This window comes from Lysobacter capsici, from assembly GCF_018732085.1.
Lineage (GTDB): Bacteria > Pseudomonadota > Gammaproteobacteria > Xanthomonadales > Xanthomonadaceae > Lysobacter > Lysobacter capsici_A.
In genome coordinates this window covers 2,655,579-2,673,452 of sequence record NZ_CP076103.1, presented here as the reverse complement: position 1 = coordinate 2,673,452, position 17,874 = coordinate 2,655,579, and the positions used below count along the sequence as shown (strand labels likewise).

Genomic DNA, 17,874 nt, shown 5'->3' with positions numbered 1-17,874 from the left:
TCGACGTTCATGGAGCCCCCGCAGGCTCATCCGGCAGCGGTGCCGGCTCGTTGGTACGGTTGGCGAGCTCGGCGGCGATGCGCCGGTTCTCCTCGGCCTGGCGTTCCTTCTCCGCGGCTTCGGCGCGCTCCTCGGCGGTCGGCTCGAGGATCCGGCGGATTTCGGCGAGCCGGGCCTCGGCCACGCCGGGCGTGTACTTCGGCGCCGGCGGCGGCTTGAGGTCGAGCGCGGCGATCGGCGCCGGCGGTAGCGGCTCGCCCTTCATGACCGTTTCGCGCACGAGGTTGTAGGCGCGGGTGATCAGCTGCTCGACGCGATCCTCGGATGCGTGGCGCAGCGTGTAGCCGTCGACGTGCTGGTACACGACGCGGGTGAACTGCGACGCGGTGTCGGGCTTGCGCACTTCGAGCAGCACGCGATCAAGGGACGGCACGCCGAAGCACAACGATCGAAACCGCGGCGCGTTGGGCGGGAACTCGCGACCCTCAGCGACGCAGGCGCGCAGGCCGTCGGCCAGCTGCGCCGGGGTCAGCCCAGCGAGTGCCGCGCCCCAGGTCTCGGCGGCGCTGCCGCTGGCCGCGGTGCCGTACTGGCTGGCCCAGGTGTTGCCGTACATGCCGAGCATCCGTTCCCACAGCGCGCTAAGTCGGGATGCGGACTGCGGTGCCGTCGATGGCGTCGTCGGGCGCGGGTTCGGGTCGTCCGCCGGCGCGACGCTCGTGATCTGCGCGGTGCTGGTCGGCAAGGCTCGGACGAATTCGGTTGCCGCTTCGGCTGCGGTTTTCATGGCGGGTAGCTCCGGTGATGGGTTGCGCGGCCTCGGCCAGCATTCGGCGGGCGGCGCGGATGACGTAGGTGGCGGGCTTGCCGACGAAGCCGGGAGAGCGCGCGAGGGCGACCAAATCCTCGACCGTGCCGCCCTCGGCGACGTAGGCGATCAGGTCGGGATTCATGGCCGTACACGGCACGCCGGCCTTGCTCAGCGCGATCGCGAAGGCGGCGACGGGATTGGGCGTGGGCTTGAGCGGCGCGGCGTGGCTTTCGAACTGGCCGAGGCGTTCGGCAGGCGGATCGACCCACACGGCCGGCGCAGCCGACGGGGTGTGGTTATTCCCCCCTGGGGTATTACTGGGGTCTGGCGTGTGGCGTGTGGTAGCCGTGTTCACAGCCCCGTTGTCACGTGACGTGTCACGCCCTGTCACGCCATCTGTCACGCCTGAGTCACGCGTGACATGGGCCGCATGCAGCGCCTTCAACTCGGCCATCGTAATGAGGCCGTCCGGGACGATGCCCAGGTCGCGCAGGTCAGCGAACAACGCGGTGCGCCTGGCGCGCGTGCGCCGCTGCCGCTCGGTCTCATTGCTGCGCTTGTCCTGCGCGCCCTCGATGCGGTCCTGAGCCTTCTCGATCTCCTCGTCGGCGCGGCCGTTGTGGCGCAGGCCATCGGCGCCGACCGGGAAGTACTTGTCGGCGATCTTCCGCACCGCGGCCTTGTCGGCGCTCGACGTCGCGCCGGCGATGGTGAACAGCTCGGCGTGCGCGGCCGGCAGCGGCTCCTCCTCGGCGTAGTACGCAATCAGCAGCCGCAGGAACGCGCCGTGGTCGGTCAGCGACAACCGGGTCGTGTCGCGTAGGTAGTCGCCACCGTAGAACTCGAAATAGTTCATGCGGCGCGATCTCCTCCGATTTTGGCAGCGTCAAGCGCGCAGCGTCGCGCCAGTTCGACCAGCCACTCGGCGAAAGCCGCCGGCGTTGCCTCGAACTCACGCTTAGAAATGCTCGGCCGTGCTGTCGCGCGATCGCGCTTGCTCCACAGACCCACCGTGCATGGCGCTGGGCCAATCTTCATCGGCAGTGGCGGGATTTCGCCCGGCTCGCAACCCACGATGTAGAGCCGGGTCGCCTTGGCTGCGCGGTGACCCCACCAGTGTTGGCGGACATAGAGGGTCCATCCGCCGTGCTCGTCGCGCGCTTGCTGTTCCGGCAGACCTGCAACACGCCACAGCACCGAGAACTGCGGGTGCTCCAGCACGCCACCCCAGCGACGGACCTGCTCGATCGCGAAAAGCGCCAGGTCCCGTTCGCCCTCGGCGGGCTTCGCGCAGTGCCGCAGGCTGGCCCACGCTCGGCACGGCGGATGAGCGACGACGGGCATACCGCCAACGAACGTCCGCGCATCGCGGTCGAGGTCGAACACGTCGCAGCCTGGCAGCGACTTGTAGACGCTGTCCGACCGAGCAAACAGAACGGCGACGGTGCTGGTCACTCGGCCAGCTCCAACGCACGGGCGAGCGCGCGGGCGTCGGCCTCGCGCTGCAGCTGGCGATCCTGCTCGTTGCGCCGGCGCCGGTTGGCTTCGATCTCGAGGCGCGCGAGTGCGGCGCGGGTCTGCTCGGCGGGCGTGAGGACGAATTCGAACTCGGGAAGGGTTTCGCGGCGCATCACGGCGACTCCGAGAACAGGGGCTGCAGGCCAGCGGCGGCGGCGCGAGTGCGCTGCCGGGTCGTGGCGTGATGGCCCTTGTCGTAGTTGAGGTGGCAGCGCTGGCACCACGCGCGCAGGTTGTCCGGCGCGTTGTGCTCGGGCGTGTGGTCGAGGTGGCCGATCGTCAGTACGACGCGGCTTCCTGTGATCGGGTGCTGTTGTCCGTTCGCGGCGCGACAGTCCGGATAATCCGGGCTCCCCTCGCAGCAGTTGCCGGCGCGATCGAGGATCGCCGGACGAATCTCGGTCTTCCAGTTCGCGGGATAGCGCGCGCGGTTTTCCGGTCGGATCGGCATTAGACGTTCCCCCTGATTGCTTCGGCGAGCACGCGCTTATCGCGCTCCAGCTCGGCGATGCGTTTTTCGGCGAGGCGCAAGGCGCGCTCGGTCTCGGTCTCGCGCTTGCGGACGCTGTTGAGATCCCAGCCGCGGCGGTGCATCAGCCACAGCAGCGGCGCGTCGTTGCCGCATGCGTCCATGAAGGCTTCGAGCTGGTCAGGCTTGATGCCTTCCTGCCCGGACTTGATTCGCGACCAGCGGGCCTTGTCCATGCCGGCGATCGCGCTCGATTGCTTGTCCAACGAGTAGCCGGCCAGCTCCGCGCAATGCTCGATCGCGGACGCCCACGACAGCTTTCGGGCGACCTCAGAAGGGTTCACCGGGACCTGCAAAAGGGTGGGCTGCTCAAGACGGCTCATGCGTGTTGTGTTCGGTTGAGAGGGTTCGCCGAGGCGAAATAAAGGCCCGGTCCCGAAGGAACGAGCCGACGTGAAATCAGCTGGAAAGAAGGACGCCGCGAACGTCGTCGAACTCGTTCGCATGGCCGGCAACGCGTTCGCCGTCACCCATCACGAGGACGGCACCGAGATTCGAAGGCTTCCCCCGCCCCGCCCTGCCCCAGAGCCCGGCCAGGTCGCGAAGGTCGTGGTGTTCCCGTGGGCGACCGTGCGCCGGGGGCGTTGAGGTGGGCCGGGCCATGTCAGGCGGCCTCGCCGGCGTGGGCGTCTTCAGCCTCGGCGGGCCGATCCCAAGGGAACGAGGGCAAGGTGAGCCGACGGTCGACGCGACCCAAGGTCGCGTATTCGATCCGGCACGCCAGCTCGGCGCTGGCTGGCTTATGCCCGAGCGCGACCACGTAGAGAAAGCCGGGGGACACATTGCAGAAGGTGGCGATGCGGACCAACTCGGTGCCGTCGCGGGAAGTGCGGCCGTCGACCTCGGTGAGATGGGCTTTCAGATCGCAGGTGTCGGGGGCCATGTTGGGCGCCGGGCAGTGGAGGACACGGCGACATTATCGAAACGGGAATGTTCCCGCAATGGTTACGTTCCCGATCTGGTCATTCCGCCGACGAACGGAGGCCAGAACAATTCCCATATGGATAACAAAGCCGTCCGAAAGCGGAACATCGAACTCCTCGTCGCTCAGTCTGGGGGGCCTACTGAGTTCGCGCGCACCATCGGCCGCGAACAGGTGCAGGTCAGTCAATGGCTGGGTGGGAAAAACATCGGGGACAGGCTCGCCCGTGACATTGAGGCCAAGCTCGGAAAGGACTCCGGCTGGCTTGACTCCCCACAATGGGCCAGCGCCAGTTCCGATTCAGGGAACTCGACCGCGACGGAGGTCACGCCGTCGCAGCCTGAGCGACTGGATGACGAAAAACTCGCGGCGTCGATCGAATGGCTGCAGGGCTTGTTCAACACCTGGCGGCGGGATTTCGATCCGGTAAAGCACGCGCGACTGATCGCTGCGGTTTATGCCGAATTGACCACGCCAGCGAAGCCCAACCTTGTTCGGCTCAGTCTGGCGATAGCCGAGGAACTGGACCAGGAGAGTGAGCAAAATGACCGACAAAGCAAGGCTCGACGCGCTTAGCACCATGGTTGCGGACAGGCTCCGCGAACTGCCCGCGCGCCCTAAGTTCCGCATCGTGACTCCCGCGGATTTCGATGTCGGTGCAAGTAAATCGCTCACCGCCATCGATCGCGCATGGCACCTGGACCGGATCGCCGACTTGAAGCGCATGTATTCGCTCGACTGGCTTGTACGCCAAGAGACGCGCAGAGCCGGGTCCGTGGTTGGCCTTGACGATGACAGCCTCCGAGCCCTACTTGACCTTATGGAAACAGCCAGAGAGTGCATCCGCGACGACGTCCCGTTTGAGGATCGAGGACTGATCCACAGGGCGTAATTGGCGGCCGGACAGCGCATACCGCGACATCAAGCACGGTTCGAAGCCCGCTCATGGCGGGCTTTTTTGTGGGTAACGACTACCGCTCGTCGGACAAATGCCCGAATTGGTAATGTTCCTATTGCGGGAACATTCCCGTTTCGATAACGTCTCTCCATCGGCCAACCCGGCCAGATGGGGCGAGACCATGGCAACCCAGCAACAGGCCCAGCGCCAGCAGAGCGCATCGCGCGGCTACAGCCGCGCCGGGATCAGCTATCGCCAGTGCGCGGACTGTGCCGGCGCCGGCGCGCAGCTGCTCGAACACCCGAGCCGTGACCCGCAGCTCGAAGAATCGCTGACCTGCTGCCTTTGCGGTGGCTACGGCTTCGTCCGCGTCAACGCTACCGACCCGCTGGAGAACCTGCAGGCAGAGCGCGCGGTCTATCTGCGCCGCCTGCGCGCGCCGGCTGATCCGATCGCGGAGGCTCTGCGCCTTCCGCCCATTCGGCATACCTACGACCGAGCCCGCGCCTGCGCGATGGCTCCGTCGCGCCTTCCCACCGACTACGCGCCGGTGTCGGCGCGGGAGCTTTCAGCATGAGCACTTCCGTTTTCATCAACGGCGAATACCGCGCCGTCGGCACGCGGCTGGTCGACGACACCGAGCCGACGATCTGGATCGAGACGCCGGGCTCGCGCGTGTCGCTGACGCTGACCTTGCCGCAGCTGGACCAGCACATCGCGGTCGCCCAGGCGGCGCGCGCGCTGCTGGTGGCGCAGGCGGTGCTGTCGTGACCGCCCACACCTTCGAGGCCGGCGCCACCGTCTACCTGCTGAGCGGCCGCGCATGCGAATACATCGCCGCCGCCGGCAGTCAGCACGTCGTCGCGCCGATCTATGACACCGAGTACGGGCAGGAGACGCGCGATCACAAGCTAGTCGACCGCGTGTATCGCGACGCGCCGACCGAGAAGCTCGCCGATGAAGTCGCTGCGCTCGAAACCCAGCGCAGAGAGTTGCGGGTTGAAATCCATCGTCAAGAAACGACCCTGCGTCAATTCTCGCGCGACGCGGAAGCTCGCAAGGCGCGAGTTACCGCGCATGAAAGCTTGCAACGTCTCGATGACTACATCGCCGGCAAAATCACGCACTTCGTGGTGGAGAGTTACGACCCTCCCTATCGCATTGAGACTTTCCAGCAGGCAATACAAGACCGGGAGGCGAACCGAAGTGACCGCGCCCTTCGTCTTTTGAGCCTGTTCGGGCGCTCGAATGGCGATCTGACGTGGAACATAAACCGGTGGTCTGACGGCAGCGGCTGTTGGACCGAGTGCGTCCCTTGCACTTCGTATGAAGATGCAGAGGCAGTGCTCCGGGCGCGCATTGCGAAAGACATGCGAGAAAAGTGGGCCAAAGAGCAGGCGCGGCCCTGGGTCATGGAAAAGATCGTCGATTGCGCGAAGTCGTTCGACGTACCGGTTCCGGATGAGATCGCGAAGGCGATCGGCGCGCACAAGTTGAAGGCGGCGCAAGACTGGGCCGCGAAAAAGCGCGATGAGTTGGAGCAGGCCGAGGCGACGCTGGCGGCAGCGATTCGCGCACTGTCATGACTGCCCAGATCGAACCGAACCCCCGTCAGGGCCGCGAGCTGTCGCTGCCGATGACCTGGGCCGACTACCTCGCCATGACCGTCTGCTACGCCGCTGTGGGCGTGCTCGGTTGGGCCGTCCTTACAAAGGCACCGTTGCCGGCCGTGATCGCCGTCGTAGTGGCCGCGATCGCCTGGATCGTCGGCGCCATTCTGGAGGGTTGCCGCCGTGCAGACCCGTAACCCGCACCTCGTGCGCGCGCTGTCGCGCTCGATGATCGAACGCGGCCGCCGCGGCGCGCTTCCTGCCGCCGCGATCACCGCCCCTATCGCAACCGATGCCGCGCCCAGCGACCCCGACAAGGGATTGCTCCCTCAGCGCGATGCGTACTTCCGCCAATCCGCAGCGACCGTCGCCGGTCGTGTCGCGCCCTTCTGCAAGGACGAAACCCATGAGCACTGAAACCGAGAGCAAGACCGCTGCGCCGACCGCGGAAGCCGAGACCGTCGTGTCCTACAAGGGCTTCGACAAGGACCTCGCCTGTAACCCCGACGGCGGCACCCGCGTGCAGTACGAGGTCGGCAAGACCTACACGCACACCGGCATCGTCAAGGCGTGCGAAGGCGGCTTCCACGCCTGCGAGTACCCGCTCGACGTGTTCCGCTATTACCCGCCGGCCGGCAGTCGCTTCGCGCTGGTCGAACAGTCCGGCGAGTTGAGCCGCGAGAGCAACAAGGTCGCGAGCCGGTCCATCACGGTCAAGGTCGAACTCGGTTTGCCTGGCCTCATCAAGGCCGCGATCGAATACACGTTCAAGCGCGCGTTGCCGATCGATCCCGCTTCGCCGGCGAGCGCCACCGGCTACCAGGGCGCGGCGAGCGCCACCGGCGACCAGGGCGCGGCGAGCGCCACCGGCTACCAGGGCGCGGCGAGCGCCACCGGCTACCAGGGCGCGGCGAGCGCCACCGGCACCCGGGGCGCGGCGAGCGCCACCGGCGACCAGGGCGCGGCGAGCGCCACCGGCGACCAGGGCGCGGCGAGCGCCACCGGCACCCGGGGCGCGGCGAGCGCCACCGGCTACCAGGGCGCGGCGAGCGCCACCGGCTACCAGGGCGCGGCGAGCGCCACCGGCACCCGGGGCGCGGCGAGCGCCACCGGCTACCAGGGCGCGGCGAGCGCCACCGGCACCCGGGGCGCGGCGAGCGCCACCGGCTACCAGGGCGCGGCGAGCGCCACCGGCACCCGGGGCGCGGCGAGCGCCACCGGCGACCAGGGCGCGGCGAGCGCCACCGGCACCCGGGGCGCGGCGAGCGCCACCGACGACCAGGGCGCGGCGAGCGCCACCGGCTACCAGGGCGCGGCGAGCGCCACCGGCACCCGGGGCGCGGCGAGCGCCACCGGCGACCAGGGCGCGGCGAGCGCCACCGGCACCCGGGGCGCGGCGAGCGCCACCGGCACCCGGGGCGCGGCGAGCGCCACCGGCTACCAGGGCGCGGCGAGCGCCACCGGCGACCAGGGCGCGGCGAGCGCCACCGGCACCCGGGGCGCGGCGAGCGCCACCGGCTACCAGGGCGCGGCGAGCGCCACCGGCACCCGGGGCGCGGCGAGCGCCACCGGCTACCAGGGCGCGGCGAGCGCCACCGGATACGAAGGCCGCGCGTCGGGCGCTGAGGGCTGCGCGCTGTTCCTCGTCGAGCGGGACGACGACTACAAGATCATCGCCGTGTGGGCAGGCATCGCCGGCCGCGAGGGCATCAAGCCCGGCGTGTTCTACATGCTGCGCGACGGCAAGCCGGTGGAGGTCTGACCCGATGGCGGCGCAACTGCAATCGGTGCTAGGCGACGCGCTCGGCCTGGAAATCGGCGTCATCAAGGCCGGTGTGCCCGCCGAGGTCTACCACGAGCGCCGACTCGACGTCGCCAGCAATGGCGGCTTGAGCGTCATCGACGAGGGCACGCCGAAGCACTTCCACTGGTGGGTGCATCACCCCGAAGCCGACAAGGATTCGCCGCCGCTGGTGTTCGGTCGCGCGCTGCATTGCGCGACGCTGGAACCCGAAGTGTTCCGCGACACGTACATCGTGTTGCCGGAAGACGCACCGCGCGATCTGCGCTACCTGCGCAACGCCGCGAAGCCCAGCGATGCCACGAAGGCGGCGATCGACTGGTGGGACACGTGGGAAGCGCGCTCGCTCGGCAAGACCATGCTCGCCGCGGACGCGTTCGCTCAGGCCGAGGCGATGGCCGCCAGTCTGCGCGCGCTGGAATTGGAGTTCCCCGAGATCGGCGTCGAGATCACCGTCGGCGAGCTGCTAGCCGAGTGTCAGACCGAAGTAACGCTGTGCTGGGTCGACGAGCGCACCGGCGTGATCTGCAAGGCGCGCGCCGATCTGTGGGCGCCTGACCTGGGCCTCGCGATGGACCTCAAGTCCTGCGAAAGCGCATGTCGTGAGCCGTTCTCGCGCGCCGTGCATCGGCACCGCTACCACGTCCAGCACGCGCACTACTGCGAGGGCTTCCGCGCCTGCGGGCAACCCGTCCGCAGCTTCGTGTTCCTGCCCGTCGAGAAGAACGAGCCGCACGTCTCCGCGGCCTGGCACATCGATGCCCCGTCCGAAGAACTGGGCTACGAGATCCGCAATCGCTCGCTCGACAAGCTCGCCGCCTGCCTCAAGTCCGGCCGCTGGCCCGGCCCGACCACCGGGATCGGCTCGCTGACCCTGCCCGCCTACGCCTTCTACAACGCCCAGGAATAAACCATGAGCGCACGCCGCCAACCCGAACCCGAACTGATGGACCGCGAAGACCCTTCGGCCGCGACCGACACGTCATCGCTGATTGCCATCAACCGCGCAGAGATCGACGGACAGATCGCAACCGCGCGCGCATTCCCGCGCAGCGTCGCCGGCTTCATCAAAGAAGCCCGCCAGCTCGTGAGCCTGGACGAGGACACCGCCGAGGCTTGCATCTACTCGTTGCCGCGCGGCAAGGACGATCGCGGGGAAAAGAAGTTCATCACCGGACCCAGCGTGCGTTTTGCCGAAATCATCATGCATTGCTTCGGCAACAACCGGACCGGCGGCAGGATCGTCGCCGAGGAGCGCGAGTTCATCGTCGCGCAGGGTGTGTTCCACGACCTCGAAAAGAACGTGCAGGTAACGAAAGAGGTCCGCCGGCGCATCACCGACAAATACAACAAGCGTTACAACGCCGACATGATCGGCGTCACCGGTAATGCGGCCATCTCGCTTGCGTTGCGGAATGCGATCGTTGCCGGCATCCCAAAGGCGATCTGGCTTCCGATCTACGAGGCCGCCCGCATGGTCGCCGTCGGCGACGTGACGACCCTTAGCGCGCGCCGCGATGTGGCCGTCGCTTTCTTCGCCAAGGTGGGTGTGTCGCCGGAACAGGTCTTTGCGCGACTGGGTGTCGCTGGCATGGAAGACATCGGGCTGGAACAGCTCGAAGCGCTAACCGGGTTCAAGACCGCGATCCGCGGCGGCCATATCACGCCGGAAGCGGCATTCGCGCCCGAACCCGAAAGCGCCGTGCCGGCGGCGACCAGCAAGTCGGCCGTCGCCGACATGGCCGCCACGCTGAGCAAGCGCAACGCCGGCAAGCAAGCACCGAAGGACGACGGCCCGACCGCGCAATCCGTCCACGACGGCATCGTCGCCGCGCAGTCTCTCGAAGCACTCGACGAGGCCGCCGACCTGATCCGCTCCCTTCCCGAACCCGAGCGCCCGCCGCTGAAAGCTCTCTACGAGAGCCGCCGCGATTCGTTCGATCTCCCGCAGTAACCGCCAACGCCCGACTCAGGAGCAATCCTCATGTTCCAGCCCGAAAACCAGCCGTTTACCTGCACCAACTACAACGCCACGACCGAGAAGCGCGGCAAGAACGATCACGTCCCGGCCGGCGACATCAAGATCAAGATGATCGTGTCGAGCCTCGTTCTCGATGCGTTCGGCGCCGACTACCGGCCGTTCCTCTACAGCAAGGCCAACGCGCGGCCGGTGACGCGGGACAAGGACGAGCCGGAACAGCCGGACCTGATGCCGCAACCGGAAGACGGGCTGACCGCGCTCGCGCATCCCATGCTCGAACCGCTGCGTCTCCGAGACAAGTTCCCCGGATACCACATGGCGATCGACACCGATCTCGGCCTGTCCGACTCGCTGGAGTTCGACGAGGTGACCTTGTCGGCCTTCGTCTTCAAGGCCCTCGACGGCGGCTCGCTGGAACTCACGTTCAACGCGCGCGTGTTCCCGACGCCGGAAATGTCCGGTCAGCTGCATTTCCTCAGCCGCGAGGAAGGTCGCATTTCGCTGCGCCCGCCGGCGCCGGCGCCGCAGCAGGTCGATATCGAGGACTCGCAGGGCGACACCCTCGACCAGCAGGACGCCGCCGACCGCGCGGCCGCCTGACCCCTACGGTGCGCCGGCGGCGTAGAGCGCCGCCCCTCTCCCCCCGCGGCGTTCCGCCGCCGGCGCACCACCTTTCACCCACAGCCCGAGGAGGGCATTCGCAATGACCGACCAACAGATCGAAGACGACATCCAGGCCAAGGGACTGACCGCGCCGCGCGTGACGCCCGACGACGTCCAAGCCGCCATCGTCGGCGCCGTTTGCTTCACCGCGGCCGAAGGCGTCAAAGGACACTGGATCGAGAACGGCATCAAGGCCGGCGCTCCCGGTGATAAGCCCGATGGTCCGCTGAATCTGCTGACCTTCTGCGTGCTGACGCTCAGCAACGGTTTCACCGTCACCGGTGAAAGCGCGTGCGCCAGCCCCGAGAACTTCGACGCCGAGATCGGCCGGAAGATCGCGCGCCAGAACGCCGAGGCGAAGGTCTGGCCGCTTCTCGGTTTCCGCCTGCGCGATTCCCTGCACGCCGCTGCGGCCTAACGCTTCCCAGCATTACGACTGGCCGCCGTAAGCGGCCATCCGCGAGACGCCCCGGAGGGCACATGGACAACAGGAATTTGCTTTTCTACGACACCGAGACCACGGGGTTTCCGCTGTATAGCGAGCGCAGTTCGGACCCGCGCCAGCCGCACATGGCGCAGCTCGGTTTCAAGATCGTCGACTCGTTCACTCGCCTCGCGCTGGACGCGGTCAACGTCATCATCAAGCCGGACGGCTGGACGATCCCCGATGAGGCGGCCGCGGTCCACGGCATCACGACCGAGCGCGCGCTCGACGAAGGTATCCCGGAGCGCAAGGCGCTGGGCATGCTGATCGACGCATGGGCCGCGGTCGACCGCCGGGTCGGCCACAACGAGCAGTTCGACGCGCGCATCATCCGCATCGCCCTGTTCCGCTTCGACGAGGCGAGGGTCGCCGACCACTGGAAAGACGGCCTCGCCGAATGCACTGCGGAGCTGTCGGCCCCGATCGTCAACCTGCCGCCTACCGCCAAGATGCTCCGCGCCGGCTTCAACAAGCCCAAGACGCCGAAGCTCTCGGAAGCCTACGAGTTCTTCACCGGCCGCAAGCTCGACGGAGCGCACGACGCGATGGTCGACGTCAACGGCTGCGAGGCCGTGTATTGGGCGATCAAGGATCGCCAGCAGGCCGCCGCGTGAGCCGGCTACGCACCGAAACCACGACCACCCGCGAGCGCGCCCAGGAGCGCGCCGCGCGGAAGCCGTCGCCCTGGCGGGATCACCCCCACTGCGACACACCCAAAGCGCGCGCCTCGCATGCACGGCTGCGCACCAACCCCTACCGGAAGCCCAGCAAATGAACGCGACCGAACAGAGCCCCACCCATGCAATGCTCGTGCGTGGCGCCGACGGAATTCATCTGCGCCCAGCCTGCACGACCCGCGCCTGCGCCGAGCGCTCGATCACCTTCGCCGAGGGCGGTCACGTCGTCGGCGTAACTGAGCTGTACCCGGAGCCGATTCCCGGCATGCAGTTCTGGGAACGGATGCAGCGCGGGAACGTGCCGATGACCGCAGCAGACCTGGCCACCCCGCCGGCCCGCGACGCGCGCGACGACGAAATCAGCATGCTGCGCGACGCCCTCGACCACATCGCGCGGTCGGCGCATCAGAGCCGGTCGCAGACCGTGCGCATCCGCTGGATCGAAGCGCGCGCGAACGGCGCCCTCGAAGGCAAGCCTTACGTGCGCGGCCAGTTCCGCGAGCCCAAGAACGGCATCGCCGAGTTCGAACGGATGCAGTCCGAGATCCTGCGCATGAAGGCCGCGCAGCCCGTCGCCAGGGTTCCGCTGGGGATGGTCATGGTGCCCAGGGAACCCACCGAGGCGATGCTCAACGCGCCCAACACGATCATTCAGACCTACGGTGCGCGACTGATCTGGCAGCGCATGGTCGCCGCCGCGCCGGCAATCGAAGCCGACGACGTGCCCGATCCCGCTACCAACTGGGCCGACGCCGATGCGGCCGACTACCCGGGCGCGGTGGTCGAGCAGGAGCAGCGCGCATGAGCGCCGCGAACTTGGAGACGATTCACAAGTTCTTGCTCGGCGAGGGCGAGCTCAAAGGGTCGTGGTTTGGAGAACCGCGCCTGCATGCGCAGGCCAACTGGTGGCGCCCTCTGCTCCGCGAAGCGATGGCGACCGCCCCGCAGGCCGCGCCGGCCGGCATGGTGCTGGTGCCGAGGGAGCATAACTACGACGAGGACTGCAACTGCGAGCAAGTCGGTTATGCGAAGGGGTGGAATGCGGCCCTTGCCGCCGCGCCCGCTGCGCAGGTGGCGGCGTCGGTGCTCGTAAATCCGCACACAGGCGAGCCGCGCGACTATCGCGACGTGGACAGCGACCCCGAGGGCTTGTTGTGCGTGAAGCCCGGCACGCCCCTGCTTGCCGCTACGCCTGCGGCCGCGGTCGACGAGGGATTGGCGAGCAAGGTCTACGACGTGCTCTGTGGCCGAAACCCGCCTCAACGCCGTCACGGCTACCCGGATTGGAAGGATCTCAGCGCCGATTGTCGCGAGGAATACGTCGAGACCGCTGCCGCGCTAGCGGTGGTGTTTCGGCCGGCGCAGGATGACGTGGTTGGCTGCTGGTACGGCGAGACGCCGCGCGAAGCCATTGACGCAGCCCGCGTCGTTCAACCCGAGGGCCTGACCGATGGTTGAGCGCATCGACCCCGAGCGAATCTTCGGATTCGACAGCGAGGCAGACCGCAATCGGTTTGTCGAGCAGGACTATCTGATCCGAAGCGGTATGTGTCCGAATGGGCACGGGCTTCTCGCGGAAACGGACTACGGCCAGCGCTGCGAACAATGCGGGTTCTTTACGAACACGCGCGCGGAGGGACGCCGCGATGCGTGATCGCGCCCACCTCGAACACCGCCGCGAGCCGGCGAAGGGTCGGCGCTTCGCCTGGGCGCGGTTGCCGGACCCGAACGGCTTCGGTGTGGCCTGGCGTCTGTTCCGGCGCTCCGAGACCACCCGCCGTCTCGTCGCCCACCACGTGCTCGTGTCTGTCGAGGACAGCCGCCAGCAGATCGCGGCCGAGTTGCGCCGCGCGCGCTGGACGCTGCGCAACGACGTCGACGCGATCGACTTGCTCAACCTGGGATTGGAACCATGACCGAAGCATCTATTGCTGCTCTGACCGCGCTGGTTGCCGGCGACTGCTGGCTGTGCGCCGACGCCTGCGCGGTCTACCTGGGGCTGCTCACGAAGGGCGAGCCCAATCGCCGCGGTTTCCTCGAACGCGTCGCCAACCGTTCCAGCTTCCCGACGCCGCTCATCATCGGCAACGAGAAGAAGTGGAAGAAGTCTGAGGTGGCGCTTTGGGCCGAGGACGAGCGGAAGATCAACCGAGCTGCTTAGCCAGCTCGGACGCCGGTTCGTTGTAGTAGATCATCAGGCTCTTGAGATCGCGGTGTCCGATCACCCGCGCGAGCTGCAGAACGTCCAGCTTCTTCGACAGTCGCCAGATTGCTTCCGACCGGCTGTCGTGGAAGTGGACATCCCGATGCGGTGTCTTGTCACGCGCCTTCCGATACAACGCATCCCGGTCGCGGTCGCTAAGCGCGAATACCGGGCCGAAACCCAACGGCAACGCTCGCAGGATCTCGACCGCTCGTTTTGACAGGGGCACGTCTCGCGCGTCGCCGTTCTTCGTCTTCGGCAGATGCACGAACTGCTGCTGCAGGTGGATGTTCGGCCAGGTCAGGGACAGCATCTCCCCCGATCGCATCCCCGTCTCGATCGCCAGCAGGAAAGCCAGGCCGATGCGGTTGGTCATGGTCTCGGCGCGCAGCTCGTCCCATACGCCCATCTGCTTAGCCAGCGCCTCGATCTCTTTTTCCGAAACACGCCGCGCGCGCCCCTTCGGCTGCACAGGCCACCGGACATCCGTCATCGGGTTGACCCTGATCCACTTCCAGTCGCGGCGCGCGACTTCGAGCACCGCGCGCATCAGGTTCATTTCTCGCGCGGCGCTGCCCGGCTTTACCTTCTGCAGCCGCGCGTCGCGCCATTCGGCGAAGTCGTTGCCGGCGAGCGCCGCCAGCCGACGCTTTGCGATCGGCGTCTTCTGCATCGCTTTGAGCCTGATCACTTCCCAGTGAGCGCCGGCGCGCTTCGGTGCTTCTTCCTTAGCGTAGCGCTTCATGGCGTCGCCGAACGTCCGATCCGGCAGCTTCGTGCCGCGCAACTCAGCCTCGCGCTCAAGCGCCCACTGCGCCGCTTCCTTGCGCGTGCTGCAGGTTTCCGACGCGCGCACCCCGTCTACGTAGACCTGGACTCGCCACTTGGAACCGCTCGGTCGGATGCTTGCCATGGCCGCATCGTATGGGGAAATTTTGGGGAGTGGGAATGCGCGACCCCGGGCAAACCGTGGTGATCGCGGAAAAAGAAAACGCCCGGAACCCTTGCGGGGCGGGCGTTTCGTATTCAATCCGGGCAGAGTCGCAGGGACCGAGATTTATGCTTTGGTGCCGGAGGTGGGACTCGAACCCACACGCTTTTAAGGGCGGCGGATTTTGAGTCCGCTGCGTCTACCGATTCCGCCACTCCGGCAGCGGGTGCGCAGTATACCTATCGAAACGGCCGGAGTCTGCATGCCGAAAACATCAATGCCGCTCGCCTGCCCCGTCGCCCTCGCCACCGGTCGGCGAACCGGCCCGGTAGCCCGCCTCGGCGCGCTCGGGCGCGGCCTCCTCCCAGGCGCCACGCTGCGCCGGCGCGGACCGCACCGCGGCCGGCGGAGCGGCGACGATGCAACGGATGGCGGCGGCGGTGGCGAGCATAGGATCGGGGTCCTTGGTTTGCCGGCTTGATCGGGGGAGCCGTATCAGTGGTCGGGTCGAGGGTCCGGTTGAGGCCGGCGGCAACCCAGGCAGTGGCGGGTTCGGTCGCAGCGGCCACGACGGCCGCTCGACGGCCGCGACAGCAGGCCGCCACAAGGGCATTGCGGCTCCAAGCCGCGTTCCCAGCGCCACAGGCGCCACAGCGAATACGTCGCCATGGCCAGGCCGGCGCCCGCGCCGCCCAGCCGCAGCCCGTGCGCGATCGGCGCGAACCCGGCGGCGGCGGGCGTATCGCCCATCTGCAACAACACCGTGCCGGCGATCGGGCCGCTCACGGCCACGATCAACGCCGGCGCGAACAACTGCAGCAACATCCTGGCACCACGATTCATCGAACACGTCTCCCCTTCTGCGCCGGCTAGCAGAACGTGGAGCGATCTCATCTGTTGAGACGGTGGCCAGAATATGACCAGCCCGCCAGGCCCGCACCTGCCATTCGTCGTGGCGGGTGTGCGACGCCTGCCGGTTGCGCGCGGGCGGCGGGTGTGGACCGCCTGCCGGCTCCACATGGACGTGACCTCGCGCGACTAGAATGCCGGCATGTGCCTGATCGCCCTCGCCTGGCAACACCATCCGCGCTATCGCCTGGCCTTGATCGCCAATCGCGACGAAGCCCACCCGCGCCCCACCGCCGCGGCCGGCGTCGATCCCGACGATCCGCATGTCTTCGGCGGCCGCGATCTGCTGCAAGGCGGCAGTTGGTTGCAGGTTTCCACCCAAGGTCGACTGGCCGCGGTTACCAACGTGCGCGCCGGCCTGCATCCGGAAACCGCGCCGCGATCGCGCGGTGCGCTGGTGCGCGAATTCGTGCGCGGCGCGATGAGCGCGGCCGATTATCTGCAAAGCCTGCGCGCCGACGCGCCGCAGTTCGGCCGCTTCAATCTGCTGCTGTGGGACGGCGATGCGCTGATGTTCGGCAGCAACCATCCGCAGTTCCGCATGCACGCAGTGACACGCGGCGTGCATGCCATGTCCAACGGCGACTTCGATGCGCCCTGGCCCAAGAGCGGACTGGCGACGCGGGCGTTGTCGGCCTGGCTGGAATCGCCGGCCTCGCAGCAACCCAGTTCGGGCCAACCCCCGCACACCGGCGAGGCGGGCCTGGCGATGCTGCTCGCGGCGATGGCCGACACCACCGTGGCGCCCGACGAGGCGCTGCCCGATACCGGCGTGGGCCTGGAGCTCGAACGCATGCTGTCGCCGCCGTTCGTGCTCGGCGAGCGCTACGGCACGCGCTGCAGCAGCATCGTGCTGATCGGCCGGGACGAGATCGCGTTCGTCGAACGCCGCTACGGGCCCGGCGGCGTACCGGCCGGGGAAACCGCGGTGTCGTTGCCGCTGCGCCCGCGGATCGTGTGATCCGCGGGCTGTCTGCAAGGCCAATCCCGATCCAGGTCGAGAACGCCGGCTGCCGTCAGTAGCAGCCGTGAGAGATCGGCGGCCCGAAGTCCGGGATGATGTGGTGGAACTTGTAGTAGTAGAAGCCGCCGCGGCGGCTCGAATCGCCCAGGCATCGGATCAGGAACACCTGCGCCCGGCGCGACGGCGTGGTGAACGGACGGACCAGGTCCGCGCCCAGGTAGATGTCGGTGTCGGCCAACGCCGGACGCGTGCCGACGCCGGTGTCGAAAAGGTCGATCAAGGTGTCGAGCCGGGTGGAACCGTCCAGCGTGCTGTTGCAGCGCGCGCGTACGTCCTGAGTGGCCGCACACAGGTAGTACGGCGCGACCATGGCCGGGCCCCAACCGGTGGGTTTGTCGTAGACCTTGCGCCCGTTGAGAAACACTTCGGTGACCAAGCCACTGCTGTTGTTGGCGTTCCACCAGGCCACGAGCGCTTGTTCGTTGGCGAACGGCCCGGCGGGAATGACGAACTCGGCGTGAGCGGGTTGCAACGCGGCCAGTCCGAGCAGGCCTGCCAGTGCGAGGGTGATCGCTTTCATAAGACTCCTTGTCGATGTGAATAGGCTTTCGCGTGACTGCACGGCGCGGGCCTGGGCGGCCTGCGGGGACAGCAGACGAGTTAGGTTGCGAACTGACGGATACGACCAAGGCGACGCGACGCGCATGCCGATTGCCGCAACGCCGCGTCGGTCAGCCATCACCGCGCATTCGATCCAACGGGTGCGTCGCCGCATACAGTCGAATCGAACCGGCAATGATCGATACCCGCACACATCCCTGCGCGTCAGCTCCGTGCACGGGCGGCGCAAGCGTTTCGACCCACCGGATACGGATACCGCCGCGCAACTCGGCGCGACGCGCGATGTCCGATCCGGCGGGGATTAACGAATCCGGCATCGCGCGTCCAGCGCCATACCAGGACTCGCGATACC

31 protein-coding genes and 1 tRNA gene are annotated in these 17,874 nt (G+C 67.6%); 20 read left to right on the top strand and 12 right to left on the bottom strand.

Annotated features, from left to right (window positions below; genetic code table 11):
* Positions 1–7: 7 nt before the first annotated feature.
* The 6 genes from KME82_RS11340 to KME82_RS11315 are packed head-to-tail and all read right to left on the bottom strand — an operon-like array spanning position 8 to position 3,181.
* Positions 8–616, bottom strand: coding sequence for a hypothetical protein (locus KME82_RS11340; RefSeq protein WP_215498592.1), 609 nt, complete (start codon positions 614–616; stop codon positions 8–10).
* A gap of 25 nt (positions 617–641) precedes the next feature.
* Entirely contained in the window at positions 642–1,667 is a 1,026-nt protein-coding gene (locus KME82_RS11335) for a YdaU family protein (protein ID WP_215498591.1), read from the bottom strand.
* The gene (locus KME82_RS11330; RefSeq protein WP_252255700.1) at positions 1,664–2,266 is read right to left on the bottom strand and encodes a hypothetical protein; all 603 of its coding nucleotides are present in this window, start codon (positions 2,264–2,266) and stop codon (positions 1,664–1,666) included. The genes KME82_RS11335 and KME82_RS11330 overlap by 4 nt, the downstream gene beginning before the upstream one ends.
* Complete coding sequence (locus tag KME82_RS11325; protein ID WP_215498590.1) at positions 2,263–2,442, bottom strand: hypothetical protein; 180 nt, start codon at positions 2,440–2,442, stop codon at positions 2,263–2,265. The genes KME82_RS11330 and KME82_RS11325 overlap by 4 nt, the downstream gene beginning before the upstream one ends.
* A complete protein-coding gene (locus tag KME82_RS11320; RefSeq protein ID WP_215498589.1) occupies positions 2,442–2,780 on the bottom strand; it encodes a hypothetical protein in 339 nt (112 codons plus the stop codon). The genes KME82_RS11325 and KME82_RS11320 overlap by 1 nt, the downstream gene beginning before the upstream one ends.
* Positions 2,780–3,181: a hypothetical protein gene (locus KME82_RS11315; protein WP_215498588.1), complete on the bottom strand. Its 402-nt coding sequence runs from the start codon at positions 3,179–3,181 to the stop codon at positions 2,780–2,782. Before KME82_RS11315 ends, KME82_RS11320 begins: the two co-directional genes overlap by 1 nt.
* A gap of 70 nt (positions 3,182–3,251) precedes the next feature.
* Here KME82_RS11315 and KME82_RS11310 point away from each other — a divergent pair, with 70 nt between their 5' ends.
* Positions 3,252–3,446, top strand: coding sequence for a hypothetical protein (locus tag KME82_RS11310; RefSeq protein WP_215498587.1), 195 nt, complete (start codon positions 3,252–3,254; stop codon positions 3,444–3,446).
* Between the two features lie 16 nt (positions 3,447–3,462).
* Here KME82_RS11310 and KME82_RS11305 read toward each other — a convergent pair whose 3' ends face one another.
* Positions 3,463–3,741 carry a helix-turn-helix domain-containing protein gene (locus tag KME82_RS11305; RefSeq protein ID WP_215498586.1) on the bottom strand — a complete coding sequence of 93 codons (279 nt, stop codon included), beginning with the start codon at positions 3,739–3,741 and terminating at the stop codon, positions 3,463–3,465.
* Between the two features lie 117 nt (positions 3,742–3,858).
* Here KME82_RS11305 and KME82_RS11300 point away from each other — a divergent pair, with 117 nt between their 5' ends.
* The 18 genes from KME82_RS11300 to KME82_RS11215 all read left to right on the top strand — a co-directional run bounded on the left by KME82_RS11300 (position 3,859) and on the right by KME82_RS11215 (position 14,055).
* Complete coding sequence (locus tag KME82_RS11300; RefSeq protein WP_215498585.1) at positions 3,859–4,356, top strand: hypothetical protein; 498 nt, start codon at positions 3,859–3,861, stop codon at positions 4,354–4,356.
* Positions 4,325–4,672: a hypothetical protein gene (locus KME82_RS11295; protein WP_215498584.1), complete on the top strand. Its 348-nt coding sequence runs from the start codon at positions 4,325–4,327 to the stop codon at positions 4,670–4,672. Before KME82_RS11300 ends, KME82_RS11295 begins: the two co-directional genes overlap by 32 nt.
* Positions 4,673–4,859: 187 nt before the next feature.
* Positions 4,860–5,255 carry a hypothetical protein gene (locus KME82_RS11290; protein WP_215498583.1) on the top strand — a complete coding sequence of 132 codons (396 nt, stop codon included), beginning with the start codon at positions 4,860–4,862 and terminating at the stop codon, positions 5,253–5,255.
* The gene (locus KME82_RS11285; RefSeq protein ID WP_215498582.1) at positions 5,252–5,449 is read left to right on the top strand and encodes a hypothetical protein; all 198 of its coding nucleotides are present in this window, start codon (positions 5,252–5,254) and stop codon (positions 5,447–5,449) included. Before KME82_RS11290 ends, KME82_RS11285 begins: the two co-directional genes overlap by 4 nt.
* Positions 5,446–6,264, top strand: coding sequence for a hypothetical protein (locus KME82_RS11280; protein WP_215498581.1), 819 nt, complete (start codon positions 5,446–5,448; stop codon positions 6,262–6,264). The genes KME82_RS11285 and KME82_RS11280 overlap by 4 nt, the downstream gene beginning before the upstream one ends.
* On the top strand, positions 6,261–6,485 hold the full coding sequence (locus tag KME82_RS11275) for a hypothetical protein (protein WP_215498580.1): 225 nt from the start codon (positions 6,261–6,263) through the stop codon (positions 6,483–6,485). The genes KME82_RS11280 and KME82_RS11275 overlap by 4 nt, the downstream gene beginning before the upstream one ends.
* Entirely contained in the window at positions 6,472–6,705 is a 234-nt protein-coding gene (locus KME82_RS11270) for a hypothetical protein (RefSeq protein ID WP_215498579.1), read from the top strand. Before KME82_RS11275 ends, KME82_RS11270 begins: the two co-directional genes overlap by 14 nt.
* Positions 6,695–8,050: a DUF7666 domain-containing protein gene (locus tag KME82_RS11265; RefSeq protein ID WP_215498578.1), complete on the top strand. Its 1,356-nt coding sequence runs from the start codon at positions 6,695–6,697 to the stop codon at positions 8,048–8,050. Before KME82_RS11270 ends, KME82_RS11265 begins: the two co-directional genes overlap by 11 nt.
* Positions 8,051–8,054: 4 nt before the next feature.
* Positions 8,055–8,999: a PD-(D/E)XK nuclease-like domain-containing protein gene (locus KME82_RS11260; protein ID WP_215498577.1), complete on the top strand. Its 945-nt coding sequence runs from the start codon at positions 8,055–8,057 to the stop codon at positions 8,997–8,999.
* Between the two features lie 3 nt (positions 9,000–9,002).
* A complete protein-coding gene (locus KME82_RS11255) occupies positions 9,003–10,043 on the top strand; it encodes a hypothetical protein (protein ID WP_215498576.1) in 1,041 nt (346 codons plus the stop codon).
* Between the two features lie 30 nt (positions 10,044–10,073).
* Complete coding sequence (locus tag KME82_RS11250) at positions 10,074–10,670, top strand: hypothetical protein (RefSeq protein ID WP_215498575.1); 597 nt, start codon at positions 10,074–10,076, stop codon at positions 10,668–10,670.
* Between the two features lie 103 nt (positions 10,671–10,773).
* A complete protein-coding gene (locus KME82_RS11245) occupies positions 10,774–11,151 on the top strand; it encodes a Gp49 family protein (RefSeq protein ID WP_215498574.1) in 378 nt (125 codons plus the stop codon).
* A gap of 62 nt (positions 11,152–11,213) precedes the next feature.
* Entirely contained in the window at positions 11,214–11,831 is a 618-nt protein-coding gene (locus tag KME82_RS11240; protein ID WP_215498573.1) for a 3'-5' exonuclease, read from the top strand.
* A 157-nt stretch (positions 11,832–11,988) separates the two neighbouring features.
* Positions 11,989–12,699, top strand: coding sequence for a hypothetical protein (locus KME82_RS11235; protein WP_215498572.1), 711 nt, complete (start codon positions 11,989–11,991; stop codon positions 12,697–12,699).
* Positions 12,696–13,352 carry a hypothetical protein gene (locus KME82_RS11230; RefSeq protein WP_215498571.1) on the top strand — a complete coding sequence of 219 codons (657 nt, stop codon included), beginning with the start codon at positions 12,696–12,698 and terminating at the stop codon, positions 13,350–13,352. The genes KME82_RS11235 and KME82_RS11230 overlap by 4 nt, the downstream gene beginning before the upstream one ends.
* On the top strand, positions 13,345–13,548 hold the full coding sequence (locus tag KME82_RS11225; RefSeq protein ID WP_215498570.1) for a hypothetical protein: 204 nt from the start codon (positions 13,345–13,347) through the stop codon (positions 13,546–13,548). The genes KME82_RS11230 and KME82_RS11225 overlap by 8 nt, the downstream gene beginning before the upstream one ends.
* The gene (locus KME82_RS11220) at positions 13,541–13,810 is read left to right on the top strand and encodes a hypothetical protein (RefSeq protein WP_215498569.1); all 270 of its coding nucleotides are present in this window, start codon (positions 13,541–13,543) and stop codon (positions 13,808–13,810) included. Before KME82_RS11225 ends, KME82_RS11220 begins: the two co-directional genes overlap by 8 nt.
* Positions 13,807–14,055, top strand: coding sequence for a hypothetical protein (locus tag KME82_RS11215; RefSeq protein WP_215498568.1), 249 nt, complete (start codon positions 13,807–13,809; stop codon positions 14,053–14,055). Before KME82_RS11220 ends, KME82_RS11215 begins: the two co-directional genes overlap by 4 nt.
* Here the strand turns inward: KME82_RS11215 and KME82_RS11210 are convergent.
* From KME82_RS11210 to KME82_RS11195, 4 genes are all read right to left on the bottom strand, one after another.
* Positions 14,039–15,010 (bottom strand): tyrosine-type recombinase/integrase, encoded by a 972-nt coding sequence (locus KME82_RS11210; RefSeq protein WP_215498567.1) that lies wholly within the window; start codon positions 15,008–15,010, stop codon positions 14,039–14,041. The two genes, KME82_RS11215 and KME82_RS11210, sit on opposite strands and share 17 nt — an antisense overlap.
* Positions 15,011–15,162: 152 nt before the next feature.
* Positions 15,163–15,249: transfer RNA gene (locus KME82_RS11205), tRNA-Leu, on the bottom strand.
* Positions 15,250–15,302: 53 nt separating this feature from the next.
* Entirely contained in the window at positions 15,303–15,479 is a 177-nt protein-coding gene (locus KME82_RS11200; protein ID WP_215498566.1) for a hypothetical protein, read from the bottom strand.
* 44 nt (positions 15,480–15,523) lie between these two features.
* Entirely contained in the window at positions 15,524–15,871 is a 348-nt protein-coding gene (locus KME82_RS11195) for a hypothetical protein (RefSeq protein ID WP_215498565.1), read from the bottom strand.
* Between the two features lie 208 nt (positions 15,872–16,079).
* Between KME82_RS11195 and KME82_RS11190 the strand changes: the two genes are divergently transcribed.
* Positions 16,080–16,898: an NRDE family protein gene (locus tag KME82_RS11190; RefSeq protein WP_215498564.1), complete on the top strand. Its 819-nt coding sequence runs from the start codon at positions 16,080–16,082 to the stop codon at positions 16,896–16,898.
* Between the two features lie 55 nt (positions 16,899–16,953).
* Here KME82_RS11190 and KME82_RS11185 read toward each other — a convergent pair whose 3' ends face one another.
* Positions 16,954–17,481, bottom strand: a complete 528-nt coding sequence (locus KME82_RS11185; RefSeq protein WP_215498563.1) for a hypothetical protein — start codon at positions 17,479–17,481, stop codon at positions 16,954–16,956.
* Between the last annotated feature and the right edge of the window lie 393 nt (positions 17,482–17,874).

What these genes read in the sequence shown, in the direction of transcription:
- KME82_RS11340 (WP_215498592.1), bottom strand. Translation starts at nt 616, where the DNA reads ATGTACGGCAACACCTGGGCCAGCCAGTACGGCACCGCGGCCAGCGGC.
- KME82_RS11335 (WP_215498591.1), bottom strand. Translation starts at nt 1,667, where the DNA reads ATGAACTATTTCGAGTTCTACGGTGGCGACTACCTACGCGACACGACC.
- KME82_RS11325 (WP_215498590.1), bottom strand. Translation starts at nt 2,442, where the DNA reads ATGCGCCGCGAAACCCTTCCCGAGTTCGAATTCGTCCTCACGCCCGCC.
- KME82_RS11320 (WP_215498589.1), bottom strand. Translation starts at nt 2,780, where the DNA reads ATGCCGATCCGACCGGAAAACCGCGCGCGCTATCCCGCGAACTGGAAG.
- KME82_RS11315 (WP_215498588.1), bottom strand. Translation starts at nt 3,181, where the DNA reads ATGAGCCGTCTTGAGCAGCCCACCCTTTTGCAGGTCCCGGTGAACCCT.
- KME82_RS11305 (WP_215498586.1), bottom strand. Translation starts at nt 3,741, where the DNA reads ATGGCCCCCGACACCTGCGATCTGAAAGCCCATCTCACCGAGGTCGAC.
- KME82_RS11300 (WP_215498585.1), top strand. Translation starts at nt 3,859, where the DNA reads ATGGATAACAAAGCCGTCCGAAAGCGGAACATCGAACTCCTCGTCGCT.
- KME82_RS11295 (WP_215498584.1), top strand. Translation starts at nt 4,325, where the DNA reads ATGACCGACAAAGCAAGGCTCGACGCGCTTAGCACCATGGTTGCGGAC.
- KME82_RS11290 (WP_215498583.1), top strand. Translation starts at nt 4,860, where the DNA reads ATGGCAACCCAGCAACAGGCCCAGCGCCAGCAGAGCGCATCGCGCGGC.
- KME82_RS11285 (WP_215498582.1), top strand. Translation starts at nt 5,252, where the DNA reads ATGAGCACTTCCGTTTTCATCAACGGCGAATACCGCGCCGTCGGCACG.
- KME82_RS11275 (WP_215498580.1), top strand. Translation starts at nt 6,261, where the DNA reads ATGACTGCCCAGATCGAACCGAACCCCCGTCAGGGCCGCGAGCTGTCG.
- KME82_RS11265 (WP_215498578.1), top strand. Translation starts at nt 6,695, where the DNA reads ATGAGCACTGAAACCGAGAGCAAGACCGCTGCGCCGACCGCGGAAGCC.
- KME82_RS11260 (WP_215498577.1), top strand. Translation starts at nt 8,055, where the DNA reads ATGGCGGCGCAACTGCAATCGGTGCTAGGCGACGCGCTCGGCCTGGAA.
- KME82_RS11255 (WP_215498576.1), top strand. Translation starts at nt 9,003, where the DNA reads ATGAGCGCACGCCGCCAACCCGAACCCGAACTGATGGACCGCGAAGAC.
- KME82_RS11250 (WP_215498575.1), top strand. Translation starts at nt 10,074, where the DNA reads ATGTTCCAGCCCGAAAACCAGCCGTTTACCTGCACCAACTACAACGCC.
- KME82_RS11245 (WP_215498574.1), top strand. Translation starts at nt 10,774, where the DNA reads ATGACCGACCAACAGATCGAAGACGACATCCAGGCCAAGGGACTGACC.
- KME82_RS11240 (WP_215498573.1), top strand. Translation starts at nt 11,214, where the DNA reads ATGGACAACAGGAATTTGCTTTTCTACGACACCGAGACCACGGGGTTT.
- KME82_RS11235 (WP_215498572.1), top strand. Translation starts at nt 11,989, where the DNA reads ATGAACGCGACCGAACAGAGCCCCACCCATGCAATGCTCGTGCGTGGC.
- KME82_RS11230 (WP_215498571.1), top strand. Translation starts at nt 12,696, where the DNA reads ATGAGCGCCGCGAACTTGGAGACGATTCACAAGTTCTTGCTCGGCGAG.
- KME82_RS11225 (WP_215498570.1), top strand. Translation starts at nt 13,345, where the DNA reads ATGGTTGAGCGCATCGACCCCGAGCGAATCTTCGGATTCGACAGCGAG.
- KME82_RS11220 (WP_215498569.1), top strand. Translation starts at nt 13,541, where the DNA reads ATGCGTGATCGCGCCCACCTCGAACACCGCCGCGAGCCGGCGAAGGGT.
- KME82_RS11215 (WP_215498568.1), top strand. Translation starts at nt 13,807, where the DNA reads ATGACCGAAGCATCTATTGCTGCTCTGACCGCGCTGGTTGCCGGCGAC.
- KME82_RS11210 (WP_215498567.1), bottom strand. Translation starts at nt 15,010, where the DNA reads ATGGCAAGCATCCGACCGAGCGGTTCCAAGTGGCGAGTCCAGGTCTAC.
- KME82_RS11200 (WP_215498566.1), bottom strand. Translation starts at nt 15,479, where the DNA reads ATGCTCGCCACCGCCGCCGCCATCCGTTGCATCGTCGCCGCTCCGCCG.
- KME82_RS11195 (WP_215498565.1), bottom strand. Translation starts at nt 15,871, where the DNA reads ATGAATCGTGGTGCCAGGATGTTGCTGCAGTTGTTCGCGCCGGCGTTG.
- KME82_RS11190 (WP_215498564.1), top strand. Translation starts at nt 16,080, where the DNA reads ATGTGCCTGATCGCCCTCGCCTGGCAACACCATCCGCGCTATCGCCTG.
- KME82_RS11185 (WP_215498563.1), bottom strand. Translation starts at nt 17,481, where the DNA reads ATGAAAGCGATCACCCTCGCACTGGCAGGCCTGCTCGGACTGGCCGCG.